The 15,539-nt window shown below is 70.2% G+C and carries 15 protein-coding genes and 1 pseudogene; 7 read left to right on the forward strand and 9 right to left on the reverse strand.

What is annotated here, in order from left to right; translation table 11 throughout:
• Positions 1-188: 188 nt before the first annotated feature.
• Positions 189-914: pseudogene (locus AB0E02_RS15580) on the forward strand (SOS response-associated peptidase); the annotation flags it as partial.
• Between the two features lie 288 nt (positions 915-1,202).
• Positions 1,203-2,345 (forward strand): permease, encoded by a 1,143-nt coding sequence (locus AB0E02_RS15585; protein ID WP_362139284.1) that lies wholly within the window; start codon positions 1,203-1,205, stop codon positions 2,343-2,345.
• Between the two features lie 134 nt (positions 2,346-2,479).
• On the opposite strand, the gene AB0E02_RS15590 is transcribed toward AB0E02_RS15585, so the two are convergent.
• Positions 2,480-3,067: a hypothetical protein gene (locus AB0E02_RS15590; RefSeq protein ID WP_362139286.1), complete on the reverse strand. Its 588-nt coding sequence runs from the start codon at positions 3,065-3,067 to the stop codon at positions 2,480-2,482.
• A 331-nt stretch (positions 3,068-3,398) separates the two neighbouring features.
• Between AB0E02_RS15590 and AB0E02_RS15595 the strand changes: the two genes are divergently transcribed.
• Complete coding sequence (locus tag AB0E02_RS15595; RefSeq protein WP_362139288.1) at positions 3,399-4,907, forward strand: hypothetical protein; 1,509 nt, start codon at positions 3,399-3,401, stop codon at positions 4,905-4,907.
• Between the two features lie 64 nt (positions 4,908-4,971).
• Here AB0E02_RS15595 and AB0E02_RS15600 read toward each other — a convergent pair whose 3' ends face one another.
• From AB0E02_RS15600 to AB0E02_RS15615, 4 genes are all read right to left on the reverse strand, one after another.
• Positions 4,972-5,370 carry a hypothetical protein gene (locus tag AB0E02_RS15600; RefSeq protein WP_362139290.1) on the reverse strand — a complete coding sequence of 133 codons (399 nt, stop codon included), beginning with the start codon at positions 5,368-5,370 and terminating at the stop codon, positions 4,972-4,974.
• Between the two features lie 197 nt (positions 5,371-5,567).
• On the reverse strand, positions 5,568-6,377 hold the full coding sequence (locus AB0E02_RS15605) for an SDR family oxidoreductase (RefSeq protein WP_362139293.1): 810 nt from the start codon (positions 6,375-6,377) through the stop codon (positions 5,568-5,570).
• A gap of 149 nt (positions 6,378-6,526) precedes the next feature.
• On the reverse strand, positions 6,527-7,480 hold the full coding sequence (locus AB0E02_RS15610; RefSeq protein ID WP_362139296.1) for a helix-turn-helix transcriptional regulator: 954 nt from the start codon (positions 7,478-7,480) through the stop codon (positions 6,527-6,529).
• 368 nt (positions 7,481-7,848) lie between these two features.
• Positions 7,849-8,775, reverse strand: a complete 927-nt coding sequence (locus AB0E02_RS15615; protein WP_362139298.1) for an MBL fold metallo-hydrolase — start codon at positions 8,773-8,775, stop codon at positions 7,849-7,851.
• 204 nt (positions 8,776-8,979) lie between these two features.
• On the opposite strand from AB0E02_RS15615, the gene AB0E02_RS15620 reads away from it, so the two are divergent.
• The 3 genes from AB0E02_RS15620 to AB0E02_RS15630 are packed head-to-tail and all read left to right on the forward strand — an operon-like array spanning position 8,980 to position 11,311.
• Positions 8,980-9,219, forward strand: a complete 240-nt coding sequence (locus AB0E02_RS15620) for a hypothetical protein (RefSeq protein WP_362139300.1) — start codon at positions 8,980-8,982, stop codon at positions 9,217-9,219.
• The gene (locus AB0E02_RS15625; RefSeq protein WP_362139302.1) at positions 9,203-10,729 is read left to right on the forward strand and encodes an amidase; all 1,527 of its coding nucleotides are present in this window, start codon (positions 9,203-9,205) and stop codon (positions 10,727-10,729) included. Before AB0E02_RS15620 ends, AB0E02_RS15625 begins: the two co-directional genes overlap by 17 nt.
• Before the next feature lie 9 nt (positions 10,730-10,738).
• Positions 10,739-11,311: a TetR/AcrR family transcriptional regulator gene (locus AB0E02_RS15630; RefSeq protein WP_362139305.1), complete on the forward strand. Its 573-nt coding sequence runs from the start codon at positions 10,739-10,741 to the stop codon at positions 11,309-11,311.
• A gap of 19 nt (positions 11,312-11,330) precedes the next feature.
• On the opposite strand, the gene AB0E02_RS15635 is transcribed toward AB0E02_RS15630, so the two are convergent.
• Entirely contained in the window at positions 11,331-11,726 is a 396-nt protein-coding gene (locus AB0E02_RS15635; protein ID WP_362139307.1) for a tautomerase family protein, read from the reverse strand.
• Between the two features lie 153 nt (positions 11,727-11,879).
• On the opposite strand from AB0E02_RS15635, the gene AB0E02_RS15640 reads away from it, so the two are divergent.
• Positions 11,880-12,767: a LysR substrate-binding domain-containing protein gene (locus tag AB0E02_RS15640; protein ID WP_362139309.1), complete on the forward strand. Its 888-nt coding sequence runs from the start codon at positions 11,880-11,882 to the stop codon at positions 12,765-12,767.
• Positions 12,768-12,788: 21 nt separating this feature from the next.
• Here the strand turns inward: AB0E02_RS15640 and AB0E02_RS15645 are convergent, their stop codons facing one another.
• From AB0E02_RS15645 to AB0E02_RS15655, 3 genes are all read right to left on the reverse strand, one after another.
• Complete coding sequence (locus AB0E02_RS15645) at positions 12,789-13,946, reverse strand: winged helix DNA-binding domain-containing protein (protein ID WP_362139447.1); 1,158 nt, start codon at positions 13,944-13,946, stop codon at positions 12,789-12,791.
• Between the two features lie 79 nt (positions 13,947-14,025).
• Positions 14,026-14,919 (reverse strand): DUF2268 domain-containing putative Zn-dependent protease, encoded by an 894-nt coding sequence (locus AB0E02_RS15650; protein WP_362139310.1) that lies wholly within the window; start codon positions 14,917-14,919, stop codon positions 14,026-14,028.
• A 119-nt stretch (positions 14,920-15,038) separates the two neighbouring features.
• Entirely contained in the window at positions 15,039-15,458 is a 420-nt protein-coding gene (locus tag AB0E02_RS15655; protein WP_362139312.1) for a hypothetical protein, read from the reverse strand.
• Between the last annotated feature and the right edge of the window lie 81 nt (positions 15,459-15,539).

Here is a 15,539-nt window from a genome sequence, read left to right on the forward strand (position 1 = left end):
TGCGGTGGTGCGCTGAGGCGCTTGAGCCATGCGCTTGGCCGCTTGAGCGGTGCGCTGAGCTTCGCACGCCGAGGTTCCCGCGGCACAGGTGACGACAACGTGCCGTAGGGGACTACACGCCACAGTAAGAACCAAACGCCACAACGGTTAGCACACACCTCATGAGGCACACATGCCACAGTGGAGGTATGTGCGGTCGATACGTTGCCACGCGCAGCCCGCAGGATCTGGCCGGGCTGTTTCACGTCAGCCGGTGGAACCCGGAGCAGCTGCTCGCGCCGAGCTGGAACGTCGCGCCCACCGATGACGTGTGGGCGGTGCTGGAACGCCCTGATCGGCAGACGGGCGAGGTGGCGCGGCAGCTGCGGGCGCTGCGATGGGGGCTGGTGCCGTCCTGGGCGAAGAGCGTGGACGTCGGCGCGAAGATGATCAATGCGCGGATGGAGACCGTCCACGAGAAGCCGGCCTACCGCCGCGCCTTCGCCAAGCGCCGCTGTCTGCTGCCCGCGGACGGCTTCTACGAGTGGCAGGCGGTTCCCGTGGAAGGGAGGGCCAAGCCGCGCAAGCAGCCGTACTTCATCAGCCCCGAGGACGGGCAGCCGATGGCGATGGCGGGTCTGTACGAGTTCTGGCGCGATCCGGGCGTGGCCGACGACGATCCGGCGGCGTGGTGGACGACCTGCACCATCATCACCACCGAGGCCACCGATGCGGCCGGCCGGGTGCACCCTCGTATGCCGCTGGCCATCGCCCCCGCCCACTACGACGCCTGGCTCGACCCCCTCCACCAGGACCCCGACGAGCTACGCGCCCTCCTGACCACCCCCGCCGACGGCCACCTCAACGCCCGCGCGGTCTCCCCCGCCGTCAACGACGTCCGCAACAACGGACCCCACCTGCTGGAGGACGCACCGGACGACCGGAGTGATTCGGGCGGTTCGGGCGACCGGGGCGGCTCGGGTGGCGGGGACGGCTCGGACGGCTCGGGCGACGGGGACGGCTCGGCCCGCGGGGACGGCTCGGGCGGCTCGGGTGCGTGACGCTCTGCGGGTCGGAATCTGCCTGTGCGCGAACCCGTCCCACTGACTCGCCACCCGGCACCCGCCGCCCGCGACCCGGCACCAGCCGCCCGCCACCCGCCACCCCGCACGTCAGCCGTGTCGATCACCCCCGTCCCGTCCTGCCGCGGGAAGGCTTCAGGGATGGTCCCCTCCGTACTGCATGCGCTGTCGATCGCCGGTTCCATGACCTGGGAGATCACCTGGGCCCTGATCCTGGGCTTCGCCCTGTCCGCCGTGGTCCAGGCAGTCGTCCGCAAGTCCACCGTGGTCTCGTTGCTGGGCGATGACCGGCCCCGCACCCTCGCGGTCGCCGCCGGCCTGGGCGCGGCGTCCTCCTCGTGCTCCTACGCCGCGGTCGCGCTGGCCCGCTCCCTGTTCCGCAAGGGCGCGCACTTCACCTCCGCCATGGCCTTCGAGATCGCCTCCACCAACCTGGTCATCGAGCTCGGGGTCATCCTCGCGCTGCTCATGGGCTGGCAATTCACGGCCGCGGAGTTCGTCGGCGGGCCCGTCATGATCGTCGTGCTGGCCGCACTGTTCCGCCTGCTGCTACCTGACGGGCTCCTGCGGCGGGCGCGCGGGCAGGCCGAACGCGGCCTGGCCGGCTCCATGGAGGGCCACGCCGCGATGGACATGTCCGTACGGCGCGAAGGCTCCTTCGCCCGACGACTGCTGTCCGGTGAGGGCCTCACCGCCACGAGCCATGTGTTCGTCATGGAGTGGGCGGCGATCTTCCGGGACCTGGTGCTCGGCCTGCTCATCGCCGGTGCCATCGCCGCCTGGGTACCGGACGCGTTCTGGCGCAGCTTCTTCTTCGAAGGCCACCCGCTGGCCGCCAAGCTGTGGGGACCCGTCATCGGCCCGCTGGTCGCGATCGCCTCGTTCGTCTGCTCGATCGGCAACGTCCCGCTCGCGGTCGTGCTGTGGAAGGGCGGCATCAGCTTCGGCGGTGTCGTCGCCTTCATCTTCGCTGACCTGCTGATCCTGCCGATCCTCAACATCTACCGGAAGTACTACGGCGCCAGGATGGCCCTCTTCCTCCTCGGCACCTTCTACCTCGCCACCGTCATCGCCGGCTACGCCGTCGAGTTCGCCTTCGGCGGCCTCGGCCTCATCCCCGACCAGTCCGACGCCAAGGTCCCTATGGAGGGCGTCACTTGGAACTACACGACCTGGCTCAACATCGCCTTCCTCCTGCTGGCCGCCGCCCTCCTCATCCGCTTCTTCCGTACCGGCGGACGGGACATGCTCCGCATGATGGGCGGCGGTGCCGGATCAGCCTGACGAGCCGGACGAGCGGGTGAGTTCGATGAGCCGGAGGAGGGGAGAAGCTCGATGAGCCGGGCGAGGGATGGGCTCGATGAGCCGGGTGGGCCAAGGCGACCGGTTGCAGTGCTCTTCTCGGACGGCGTCGCCGCTCAGTGCCGGCTGTTGAGGAACCCTATGGCGACCGCTCCCCACCAGCACATTTGAGACACCGCCGCGGTGGCGGCGCCCCACCACAGGGTCCGCGGCCTCAGTGCTGGTGCCGCAGGACGCGCGGTTGCCGCCGGGCGGGCCAGGTGCCGGGCGAGGACCCGGGCCTGGAGACCGTTGAGGGTGAGGACGAGGACCAGGGCCAGCTTGGTGCGGGTGAGGGCGGAGCCGAGGTCGGGGTGGAGCAGGGCGCCGCTGCCGACCAGGCCGGCGAGGCCCGCCCAGACCGGCGGGTGGAGCCGGTCGGCCGTGGTGAGCGCTTCGGCGAGGGTGCATCTGCCGGTCAGCCACAGCAGACCGTAGTAGTCGATCACCAGGACCGCGCCGAATCCCAGCGCCATGGAAGCCAGGTGGACGAAGAGTGCCGCCGTGTGCAGAGCCGGGTCGGGGTGCAGGTGGGCGGAGGCCCACAGGCAGAAGGTGAGGGCGAGAGCGGCCAGCAGGCCAGCGGCGCCGACGGCCCACCACGAGTCGTGCAGCCGCAGCCGTGGGGAAGGATCTGCGGTGGTGGTTGCGGACAGCGATGGCACGTCGAGCTCCAGGCGGGAAGGACAAGTAACGAAGGTAAGGCTTACCTAATGCCATGGGTTTCGGTCAACGTCAGCGGGCCGGAGAGGAGCCGCACCGCCCAAAGCGTGGCCGCACCGAGACATGGCCGATATCTGACTTACCGACAGCCACCCCAGGCGTCTGACCTGCGAGCAGGTCCCGCTCTGACTACGTAGCCCCTTATCTCCATGTCCGGCATATCCACATTCTGCGCCTGGGAGGTGGCCGGCCCAGTAGCCGGCCTCGGTCACCTCGGGCGGGCCTCCATCTGCGAGAACGGTCGCTGTCAGTGGTCGCCCCTACAGTGTCCGCATGGTGCCTGAGACACAGCCGGAAAACTCCCCGCAGGAGCTGCTTCAGCAGTGGATCGGCGATCTGCCGTATCAGCTGCTGTTGCTGGAGAAGGTGTTCCTCGGCAGGAGCGTTCCCTTCGACTACTCGCCCGAGTCGCTGGAGACTTTGGAAGCTCGCCTGCTGGAGCACCACGACTCCGTTCAAGCGCCCGAGAAGCGGGCGGAGTTCGTGGAAAGTGCGACGGCCTATCTCGGTGAGGTCCTGCTCGGCATAGCGGGCGGTGGTTGGGGCTGGAACACCCGGCCGGTCGACGACCGCCCGGGGCAGCCGGTCATCTGGCCGGACCCGGACCTCGAACTCTCGCCCGTTGCACCGCGGTTGCTGATAGCGCACGCCCTCCGGGTCCGCACCGGTACCGCGTTCGCCCATGAGGTGGAGCGGCTGCGGGAAGCGGTGTCCGCACTGCAGGACGCGGTTCCGGGGTGGAAGCCGGTCAAGGAGCACACACCGCGGGTGGACCCCACGGTGCCGATGCCTGAGGATCCGGCGCTGACCGCCTGGCTGGACGAGCGGAGCAAGGCCCTCTCCGCGTGGGCCGAGGACGCGTTCAACGGAGCTTGGAGACGGAACTTCCACCCCGACACATTGGACTGGCTGGAAACCGTGATGCGGCAACGGTTCGCCACGGTGGAGGAGTTCGACGCCGCCCGGGACGATCCGTTTGTGCAGGGCGCCTGCTGGTACCTGGGCGAGGTGATTCGCCGCGTCAAGGGCGCGGTGTGGCAGTACATACCGTTCGATCCGGATGCCGGGCCGGGGGCCCCGGGGTCGCGGGAGAGCCCGTGGACCGAGGTGCCGTTCATCGACCAGCCGGACAAGCGGGTCGGGGGCGTGGCGATTCCGCTGGGGTGCCTGCGGGAGCTGTTCCTTGAGGAGAACGGCCTTGCGGAGGACAGCCTCCAGGACCTGCTGATCTGGTTCAGGGCGACCTCGTACGCGCAGGTGGGAGCGCTGCTGGCGCGGATGGGCATGGTGTCGCAGGAGAAGGTCGACCGCGTCCTCGCCGAGGACGCCGACTTTGCGCACCATGAGCTGCCACCCCATGAAGTGCCGGACACACTCAAAGCGTTCGGTGTGGCGATATCGGCCCACGGGGATGATGTCGACGACCTTGAGGGGAGCTATGCATGGTTCCTGACGGAGGCTGAGGCGCTCACCGAAGGCGCGGTCACCATCACCGACGTCCAGCTGCGTGAGGACGAGGAGCTCGGTGAGGTCCTGGAGTTCAAGCGCAACGGTGTTCTGGTGACCCAGCAGACCGAGCATGAGTCGGACGACTACCTGGACCATCTGGCGATCCTGGAGTTCATCGATCACCTCGATCCCGACCCCGAGGACGACCCACGCCGGTTCTACGTGGTCCAATTCGTGCGCATCCGGGAAAGCAACTACGACTCGTATTACCTTTTCGCCACGCCTGAACAAGCGACCGTACTGGAGAAGCAGCTCGGCCTGGAACTGCACTGAACGATCGGAACTTCATGCACGGCAGGCACCCGCAGGGCCTTCGGCAAGCGTCTCGGCCGACGGCCTATGAAGGCATCTTCCGGGTGCGCAGCCGGAGTTGTACCTCCTTCTCCTGATCACCGGAGGCCGAGCCGACGTCCTGGACGGCGAATGTGCGGGCCAAGCCCGCGTGCAGGCGGTGTACCGCCTGGTAGCCGCCCTGCAGGGTGACCGTCACCGGCTCGGTCAGCCGGCGCGGCTCCACCTCGGCGGGAGCCTCCGATACGTCAACGGACGCTGCCCATACCGTCGGCTGACTGCCGGGTGAGCCACGAGGCACGTCCTCGGTCGCCCGGTTGGAGGTGAACAGCGCGTTCAGCGCGCCGAACACCGCGTGTGCGTCCTCGGCCCGGCAGTCGGTGACCTCCACCTGGACCTGGGCCGCCTGCTGACGGGCCTGCGCGCTGGCCTCTGAGTCCCTCATCGCCGTCTCGCGCCTCCTTTGCCTATGGGAAACCGTTCCGCCGGTGCGCGTACCCGATCAGGCTCCACCTACAACTGGTGGTGCAGCCGACGGAACCGCCTGACCCTGCGGCCGGAGGGGCCGTGGCGAGTGGCTGTTCCTGGTCGCCCTCGCGGTGCCGGTCGCCGTCGCGGTGCCGGTCGCCGTCGCGGTGCCGGTCAGCGTTGTCTGGCCGGGCGGACGACGATTTCATTGACGTCCACGCCGGGTGGCTGGCCGATCGCGTAGGAGATGGCGTCGGCGATGCTGCTCGGCGGGATGGAGTCCGCTCGGTATGCCTGCATCGCCTCCCGGGCGGCCTCGTCGGTGATCGAGTCGGCCAGTTCGGATTCCACGACACCTGGGGAGACCGTGGTGACGCGGATGCTCGGTTCGAGTTCGAGGCGGAGGCCCTCGGTGAGAGCCCAGGCGGCGTACTTCGTGGCGCAGTAGACGGCACCCGTGGGCACCACCTGGTGGGCGCCGATCGAGGCGACGGTGATGAAGTGGCCGCTGCCCTGACGCTGGAAGTGGGGCAAGGTGGCGACGATCCCATGGAGGAGGCCGCGTACGTTCACGTCGATCATGCGGTCCCAGTCATCGGCCTGGAGGGCGTCGAGGCGGGAAAGGGGCATGATTCCGGCGTTGTTGATGATGACGTCGATCCGGCCGTGCCGTTCGGCGGCAGCGTTCGCGAAGGCGGTGACGGCCCCCCGGTCGGTCACGTCGAGGCGGCACACATCGGCCTTGCCGCCGGCGGCCTCGATCTCCTGCGCGACCTCGACCAGTCGGTCCTCGCGACGGGCGCCGAGTACTACGTGGTGGCCCTCGCGGGCCAGGCGTTGCGCGGTGGCACGGCCGATGCCGCTGCTCGCGCCGGTGATGAGGATGACTTTGGACGGGGTGGAGGACTTCGGGGCTGCGCCCGGCACGGGCTCGGGGGTGGCTTCCGGCGCGGCTATGGCGGCTCGGGTTTGTGGCGCGGGCATGCGTTCTCCTGAACGGGCGGGGGGGGTGGGTGTGGTGGAGCGGTGGGTGGGGTGGAGCGGTGGGTGGGTTGCAGCGGTTGGTGGGTGGGGGCACGGCGGCATGGCGCATCGGCGGAGCCATCAAGGCCGATGCGCGGGAGGAACTGGAATCAGCGCGTGCGCGGATCCACGTCGACGGCCGGCTCGGCCACAGACTCCGGTTCGGCCACGGACTGGACGGCCGGTTCAGCCACAGACTCGACGGCAGGATCGGCCACGGCCCCAGTAGCGACGGCGGACGCGGCGGTGAGGCTGCCCAGCAAGGAGAGGGCCTCCTCGGAGCGGCTGGCCGGGGCGGCCTGGTAGACGACCAGTTGCTGGCCGGGGGCGCTGTTCACGGTCAACGACTCATAGTGCAGGGCGAGTTCGCCGACCAAGGGGTGGTGGAAGCGTTTGGTCTCGTGGGTCTTCCGGCGGATGTCGTGGCGGGCCCAGAGGCGACGGAACGTCTCGTTCTTGACCGACAGTTCGCCGACCACCTCGATGAGGCGAGGGTCGTCGTATGCGGTGTCGACGGCCGCGCGCAGACCGGCGACCGTGTTGGCCGCCACCTGGTCCCAGTCGGGGTAGAGGTCGCGGGCGCCCGGGTCGAGGAAGACGAGCCGGACCAGGTCACCGCTGTAGGTGTGGCCGTCGAACAGTGCCTCCCCCAGTGGGTTGGCGGCCAGTACGGTCAGGCAGTGGTCCAGGACCACGGCGGGGGTGTGCGGCCAGGCCGCCATCATGCGCAGCAGGTGGGGGCTGACCTGCCCGCGCCGGGCGGGCCGGCGGCGTCGGACGGAGGAGGGGTGGGCGAGCCGGTGCAGGTGCGCGGCCGCGTCGTCCTCCAGTTCCAGGGCCCGGGCCAGGGCGTCGACCACCTGGGCAGAGGGGTGACACTCGCGACCCTGTTCCAGCCGTACGTAGTAGTCGGTGCTCATACCGGCGAGCCGCGCCACCTCCTCGCGTCGCAGCCCGGCCACACGGCGGCGGGCGCCGACCGGTAGACCCAGGTCCTCGGGCCGGAGCAGCTCGCGGCGGGCCCGCAGGAATCGCCCGAGGAGGTTCTCCGTTTCGATCTCCATGACATCGAGGCTAGGGCGGAAGCCGGGTGGGCACGAGCCCGGAGAGTGGGCGCGATACTCCCACCCTCCGCCGCTCGCCGGGATCTCCTTCGCGTCTCGCCGGGATACCCTCCACTCCCCCATCGACCCGACCCATCCACCCGACCCGTCCACCCGACCCGTCCACCCGGCCCAGTTGCCCGCCGTACGCCTCCCCGTTCGCAACACCCCGTCGCATTACGGAGGTTGTCAGCGCGACTCGGGCACCGCCTCCGTTCCCCCTTGGTCCGCTGAAGCTCCGGGAGGACCGTCAGGGAAGGAGCTGCGTCGATACGAGCCAGCAGCTCGCCGGTCCAGCCGGCCGGCCACGCTGCCGCGCTCGCGAACGGTCAGGAGGAAACCCCGGGGACGGGCCGGAGCCGGTAAGTGCCTTCCTCCGTGGTGACGAGTCCGGCGGTCGGCGGGGGGAAGTGGCTGCCGAGGAGCAGGGTTTCCGTGTCGGCGAGCGAGGCGATCAGTTCTCGGCGGCTGTGGATGGCCTGGGCGGGGTCGATGTCCACGCAGCTGGTGATGCCCGGTCGGTGCAGCTGCACGGGGTGGTGGACGCAGTCACCGGTGATGACGGCCGAGCGGACGCCGCTGTGGAGTTCCACCGCGACCTGGCCAGGCGTATGGCCGGGAGTGGGCCGCAGGCGAATACCGGGGGCCACTTCGCTGCCGGTGTCCGGGACGTCGACCAGGTCGAGCAGCCCGGCGTCCCGCACCGGGTGCACCGAGTCCCGGAACAGCTGTCGGCGCTGCTCGTCCATCTCGACGCCGGCCCAGTAGTCCCACTCGGTGCGCGCGACCAGATATCGGGCGTGGGGGAAGGTGGGCACCCAACTGCCGTGGCGGTCAAGGGTGTTCCAGCCGACATGATCGGTGTGCAGATGCGTCAGGATGACCAGGTCGACACTTTCGGGCGCGAAGCCCGCCGCAGTGAGTCGCCGGAGATAGGGGGTGTCCAGGTGGTCGAAGGCCGGATTGGTGCGGGTCTTGCCGTTGCCGATACCGGTGTCGACCAGCACCCGCAGGCCGTTCGCCTCGACGGCGAAGCTGTGGCTGGCCAGCCGCAACGCACCGTCGGACGTGGCGAAGTCGGGCCGCAGCCAGCGGGCGTCACCCACCACGTCGGGGGTGGCCTCGGGCAGCAGCCAGGCACCGGTCGGTGGCGGGAGTTCCGTCTCGTCGACGCGGTGCACCAGCAGATCGCCGACGGCCCAGGCCGGGCCGGATCCTTGGACGACGGCGTGCGGGGGCGGCGTGAACTGATGCATGGCTTCTCTCCTCGACCCTCAGCAACTAAAGCGATTTCTTTGCGTTAGTGGCACGGTATGCCGTACGGTCCACTAACGCAAATATTCAGCGTTAGTGGGTGCCCACCGGCGCCGACTCTCGCCCCACTCGCACTCACGCCCCATACACATGCACACCGATACACACGCACTACACACGCACAATGCAGGAAGGAACGTTCCGCAATGACCACCGAAGATCTCTCCCCGCAGGAGGCGGCCCGTTGGGCTCTGCGGGCGGGCCTGCCCGTGGAACCCGGGCGGCTCGACGTGATAGCGGCCACGGCGAACCACATCCAGCACGTCCTGCGCCCGCTCCGCGAACTGGACCTGCTGGACGCGGCCCCAGCCGTCGCGCAGCCACCCCTCGGCCGCACCACGGCGCTCACCACAGGAGAGGACCAGGCAGATGCGCTTGCCGTATGAACTGTCGCTCGCCGACACGGCGCAGGCGATCGCCGCTCGCGAGCTCTCGCCGGTGGAACTGACCGACTCGGTTCTGGAGCGCATCGCGGAGGTGGAGGACGGCCTCGGGGCCTACGTCACCGTATGCGCGGACGAGGCCCGGAAGGCCGCCGCTCAGGCAGAACGGGACATCGCGGCGGGCCGGCACCGCGGACCGCTGCACGGAATCCCGATGACCTTGAAGGACCTCATCGACGCCGCCGGGCTGCCGACCACGGCCAGTTCCCGGGTGCGCGCGCACCACACGGCCCTCAAGGACAGCGCCGTCGCGGCACGCCTCCGAAGCGCCGGGGCGGTATTGCTGGGCAAGACCCACACCCATGAATTCGCCTACGGCCTGACGACCCCTCAGACCCGGAACGCCTGGGCCGCCGACCGGGTGGCCGGCGGCTCCAGCGGCGGCTCGGCGGTGGCGGTCGCGGCAGGTGAGGCGACCTTCGCCCTGGGGACGGACACCGGCGGCTCGATCCGCGTCCCCTCCGCCCTGAACGGCATCGTGGGGCTCAAGCCCACCTACGGACTCGTCCCCGTGGACGGCGTCACGCCACTGTCCTGGTCCCTGGATCACGTCGGCCCGATCACCCGCACGGTGCGCGACGCGGAACTCGTCCTCGCCGCCCTCACCGGTCAGCACTCCACGGAGGGGCCCTCCCATACGGACGAGAGGCTGGCCGGCCTGCGCGTCGCCGTCCCGCGCAACTACTACTTCGATCGGGTCGCACCCGAGGTCGTGGCGGCCGTACGCCGGGCCATCGGTCAACTCGCCGCATTGGGCGCCGAGTTGACGGAAGTAGACATTCCGATGACCGAGTATGTCCAGGCCACCCAGTGGGGCGTCATGGTTCCCGAGGCCACCGCCGCGCACGAACAGACCCTGCGCACGTCCCCGGAGCTGTACGGATCCGACGTCCGGGTGCTGCTGGAGGCGGGCGGGCTGGTACCGGCGACCGACTACCTGCGCGCCCAGCGGGCCCGCGCCCTGATGCAGCGGGCCTGGGCGCGGCTGTTCGAGGAGGTCGACCTCATCGCCGCGCCGACCGTGCCCTGCACGGCCGTCCACCGTGACCAGCAGGAGGTCACCTGGCCGGCCACCGGAGGCACCGGGAGCGAGCCCGGCGCGGACGCCCGCGAGGGCCTGCACCGTCCGGATGCCCCCGCGGGCACGCCCGGCCCGTACGTCAGCGAGAGCGTGTCCGACGCGTACGTCCGGCTGTCGGCCCCGGCGAACCTCACGGGTCTGCCGTCGCTCTCCCTGCCCGTCGGCCTGGACAGCGCGGGGCTGCCCATCGGTATGCAGCTCATCGGCCGGGCGCTCGGCGAGGCCACGCTGCTGCGTGCCGGACGGGCCTACGAGACGGCGCACCCGCCCGTCACCCTCTTCGGCCGGGCAGTCGGCCAGCGGACGCCCGCCTCCGCCCCCACCCCAGCTTCCGAACCCACCCCGCCAGCTGATGCAACGATTTTGCGTTAAGCTGGGGGCATGAGTCCCAAACCAGCTGCCCGGCCTGGAGGCCGTAGTGCCCGCGTACAGCAGTCCGTGCACGCGGCGGTGCGCGAACTCCAGGCCGAGCAGGGGCGCGGCGACCTCACCATCCCTCAGATCGCCGCGCGGGCCGGTGTCACCCCGTCGACCCTCTACCGCCGCTGGGGAGACCTCCAGGAACTGCTGTCGGACGTGGCGGTGGAGCGGCTGCGGCCCGAGGCGCCGCCGGCCGACCACGGGAACCTCCGCGCGGACCTGGAGCACTGGGCCGCCGCGTTCCTCGAAGAGATGTCGTCGCCGGCGGGCCGCTCGTACATCCACGACACCCTGGCCGGTGATCCGGACGGCAGCAACTCCGGGCAGTGCTCCGCCTACGCCGTCGACCAGGTCGACACCCTCCTCACCCGGGCCGCGCGGCGCGGTGAACACGTACCGGACACCGACACCGTGATGGACCATGTCGTGGCGCCCCTGATGTACCGCATCCTCTTCCGCCCGGGCCTCCTCGACCCGCAGTACGCCCGCGACCTGGTCGCCACCGTCCTCTACCGGCTCATGCCGCTGCCCTGACCGGGCACCGGAGTGCCGGCTACGTACCTGCCGGCCGGCGGTAGAAGTCGAATTGCGTGACTTTGTTGTAGCCGTAGCTCTCGGGGTGCAGTTCGTGCAGCGCGACGCCGGCCCGGGGCAGTGGGCCGAGGAGCTCCGACAGCAGGTCACCGGCCCGGGCGATGAAGTCGGCCTTCTCCGCGGCACTGTTGGTGCCCAGGGTGAGACTGCCCTCCACATGTGCGTCACGGTGGCCACTCAGCGGCTTGCCGTCGACGAAGTAGCTGCCGGCCGGAACCAGGTTGATCTGGACGATGGTGCGCGCGCTGGATTTGTTCAGGACCGAGACCGCCAGCTGGGTCAGCCCCTCGGCGAGGGCGCGCTGGACGTCGGACGGAAGGTCGGGGTCGGGAACGGTGACCCGGAAGTACGGCATGGCATGCCTCTCTGCTTTGTGTGGGCTCGGTGGCCAGGTGCGCTGCGCCCGGTGCGCGGCGCTTGACCGGCGCCGGTGTGACGCCCAGCCAGCGTCCCCGACCTGGCACGATAGATCCAACGCATAGCTGTCATACGCATATGAGGCCGACGCATGACCGTGAACCTTCCCCAACTGCGGGCCTTCCTCGCCGTCGTGGACGCCGGCGGCTTCGGTGCGGCCGCCGCCGAGCTGGGCCTGAGCCAATCGGCGGTGTCGCACGCCGTCGCCTCCCTGGAACGCGAACTGGCCGCCCCGCTGCTGGTCCGGGCCAGCCCCGCCCGTACCACCGCGCTCGGCGAACGGGTCCTGCCGCACGCCCGCCTCGCGGTGTCCGCGGCCCGGTCCGTGGCAGAGATCGCGGCCAGTGCCACCGAGGCCATGTCCGGCATCGTCCGGTTGGCCGCCACGCCAACGGTCTGCCAGGGGCTGGTCCCCCGCCTGCTCCGGCACTGGCACGAGGACCAACCGCGTATCACCGTCCGGGTCTTCGAGGGGGACAGCAGCGAGGTCACCACCTGGCTGGACGACGGAACGGCCGATGCCGCCGTCCTGATCGACCCGGAGCCCGGGCCCGGCGTCCAGCTCGCCGTGGACGGTTACCGGGCCCTGTTGCCCCGGGACCACCCCCTGGCGGGCGAGCCGGCCGTGGACATCCGCGACCTGGAGGACGACCGGTTCCTGATCTCACCCAACGGATGCGAGGCCCGCATCCGTACGATCCACCGACTGGCCGGGCTGCGCTTCGACCCCACTCACCGGGTACGGGACCTGGCGACCCTGATCAGCATGGTGCAGGCCGGCATCGGCGTGACGATCCTTTCCGAGGTCTCCCGCGCCTTCGTCCCCCCGGACCTGGTCCTGCTGCCACTGGCGCCCGAGACCTCGCGCCGCCTCGTACTGACCGGCCCGCAGGCCCGCCCCTGGCACCCCGCGCTCCGCACCCTGGCGGAGTCGGCCGCCCATCACCTGGCCCACACCACGTCCCGGTCGAACGACTAGGACTCGCCCCTCCGGCCTCCCCTAGCCCGGCAACACCCGTACCTCTGCCTCAGCAGGCAGCGCGAGCTTGGCCCACCAGTGGTCGAACCGGCGATAGACCGCGGTGTCGCGGTCGGCCAGCAGAGCCGTCAACGAACGTGCCTCCGCGGCGAGCCCGTCCCATACTGCGGGCGGGAGGGCATGGAACGCCGTCGCCTCTATGCCTCCGTCGACCGGGCGCCACACGCCGGCGACGTACCCGTCGACCAGCAGTGTCGGCAGCACATCGCCGTTGGTGCGGATGACCAGCCGGCGGTAGGCCGGGGGTAGCACGCGGCTGCGGTCGGCGTAGGCGAGCAGGACGCTGTCCCACATCGCCATCAGCCGGGGCGGGGCCGGCGTGTCCGCGGAGGGGCGCGGGGCGCCCGGGAGGTCGAACAGCGCGGTGCCATCGGCACCTTCGAGCCTCTCGACGGCCCCGTCGAGGGTGTCGAGGGCGGTGAGCACCTGGCGGACCGGCGTGCGCTGGACCGTGGCGAACTGCGCCACGTCCGCCACCGACGCCGGCCCGAACCCCGCCAGATAGCGCAGGACCAGGGTGGTCAGTGCTTCCGTCCTCGTCTCCCGGCCCGTGAGGACGGGCCCGGTGCGCGCCGCGACGTACGACGGCCGGGTGCCGAACGACCACGGCCCGCCCGTCGGGACGTGCAGCAGCGGTACGTAGGCCCGCAGCCCCCACCACGCTCCCGCCTTCCGCTCCGCCCCCACCTGCTGCTCCACCCAGGTCTCCATCTCGGCGGCGGTGCGGGCCTGATCGGCGAACTTCAACGCCTTCGGCACCAGAGCCTCGCCGTCGGCGGGCGTGAGTCCCGTGGCGGCGAAGTGGTAGCCGAGCCGCGCGGCATACAGCGTCGGCTGCATCGCCTCGCGGAAGAGCCGGTAGTCATCGGCGTGGACCGCATGCAAGGTCATCCGCAGCAGGGTCGCCTTGACGGCCGCACCCCCGGCGAACGCGTCATCCACCTCCTCCGCCTTGAACCCGTCGATCCGGTTCCACAACGCGAGATACGGCGAAGCCGCGTGCTGGGCCTGCAACGCGACAACCCGGCGAATGGCCTCCACAACAGCCAACTCCTGCCGTTCAAGCAGCAGTTGACGGCTCAGAGTGGCCCGGTTGAGTTCGCGCGCGGTAACGGTGATCTTCACGGCCGGAATTGTGCCGTGCCCGGCCCCCGGCCGCCACCACTCCCCTACTCCACTCCGCTACTCCGCCTCACGCTCACGCTCTGGTCGCCACACCCGCGTTGCGGAGTACCTCACGCGCCGGCAGCGCGACGCTCTGGGCGGCGGTCAGACCGGATGCCGCCCGGTGCGCCTCCACGATCCGCAGTCCGACCCCGTACCCCGCGAAGTCCGGCAGCCCCACCGTGGGTTGCCCCATCAGCCGCGCGGTGGCATCGCCCAGCACATATCCGGTCAGGTTCTGCATCCCGGCGACGTCGATATCGGCAGTGATCTTCTCGTACGCGCGGTCCAGCCCGGCACCGCTCAGCGCCGTCGCCCACGGGCCCATGGCCTCCTCCCCGGCCAACTCCCGCACGAACGCCTCGGCCAGCCCCTCGGCGACGACATGCTCCCCGACGGTGACGGTCATCGGGTCCCAGACCACGTTCGCGTAACGCACGTTGTGGTGGAGCTCATGTGCGGCAGCGTGACCGATCTTCTGCAGGCTCGTCCCGGTGGGCCACATCACCAGCTGGATCGCCCCCGGAAACCCTCCCATCCCGAAGTAGCCGCCGCTCCGCACCGTCAGGTGTTCATCATCGGGATTGCCCAGCACCAGGAAGACATGCAGGGTCTCAGCGTGCTTGATCCCGGGCACCGCCCCGCTGATCTCCTGCCACGCCGCGGTGAGCGACTCCTCGATCCGCTCCCACACCCCCGCGTCCCGCATCTGCCGTACGGCGGGCAGATACCGCGCATCCTCCCGATCGAGCCGGAACCCACTGTTCATTGCGCTGTGCGTCTGCACCACATCCACGTCCCCCATGACGGAAGCCAGCACTTTCTGCAGCGGACCGAGCATCTCCCGCAGCGCCTCGGGCCGCTCCTCCAGCGGCCGCTGCAGGAGATCGATCATGGCGGACGCGGTGTCGTGAACAAGAATCTTCATGTCTCGGACCGTAGGGCCTCCGGTTACCGGAGGGTCAAGCGTCGTTGAGTTGAACGTCAAGACGGAGCTGCCGCAGATCCTGGCCGGGGAGTACTCCGGAACGAAAGCGGTCTACGCGGTCATATTCTGCGGTCGTGGCAGGTGTAGGAGTCGTCCGCGTTGTGGGCCAGCGACTCGTGGCCCCAGCACTTGAGCATCGGGGCCAGGGTGTAGGCGCGATAGCCGGCCGCGGCGAGCAGGAGGGCGCACGCCAGGCCGACTGCGGCGGTGGGCAGTGCTTTGCGGGAGATGCGCGGAGCGGTCGCCGCTGCTCCGAGGAGCGCGGCCAGCCCGAGGATCAGGATCAGCAGCACGAGGCCGCTGCGGTTGTCCTTGATCCCCGGGAAGGCGTCGGGTGCGTCGATCTCGGTGGTGGCCGCGAAGCTCACCAGGATCAGCAGGGCGCTGAGCAATATCAGTCCCACGGTCAGACAGGCCCCGGCGAATCTGCCGGGCGTCTTCGCGGCTCGTGGGGTGCCTGCTGTCGTGTTGCGCATCATCCGGTCATCGAAGCCGAGGGCGCGGGCCGGCGGCAACACGGCCCGCGCCCCCGGTCGAACGGACCGAAGGGCGACCGGCCG

Origin of the sequence: Streptomyces sp. NPDC048196, assembly GCF_040652715.1 — a bacterium.
Classification (GTDB): domain Bacteria; phylum Actinomycetota; class Actinomycetes; order Streptomycetales; family Streptomycetaceae; genus Streptomyces; species Streptomyces siderophoricus.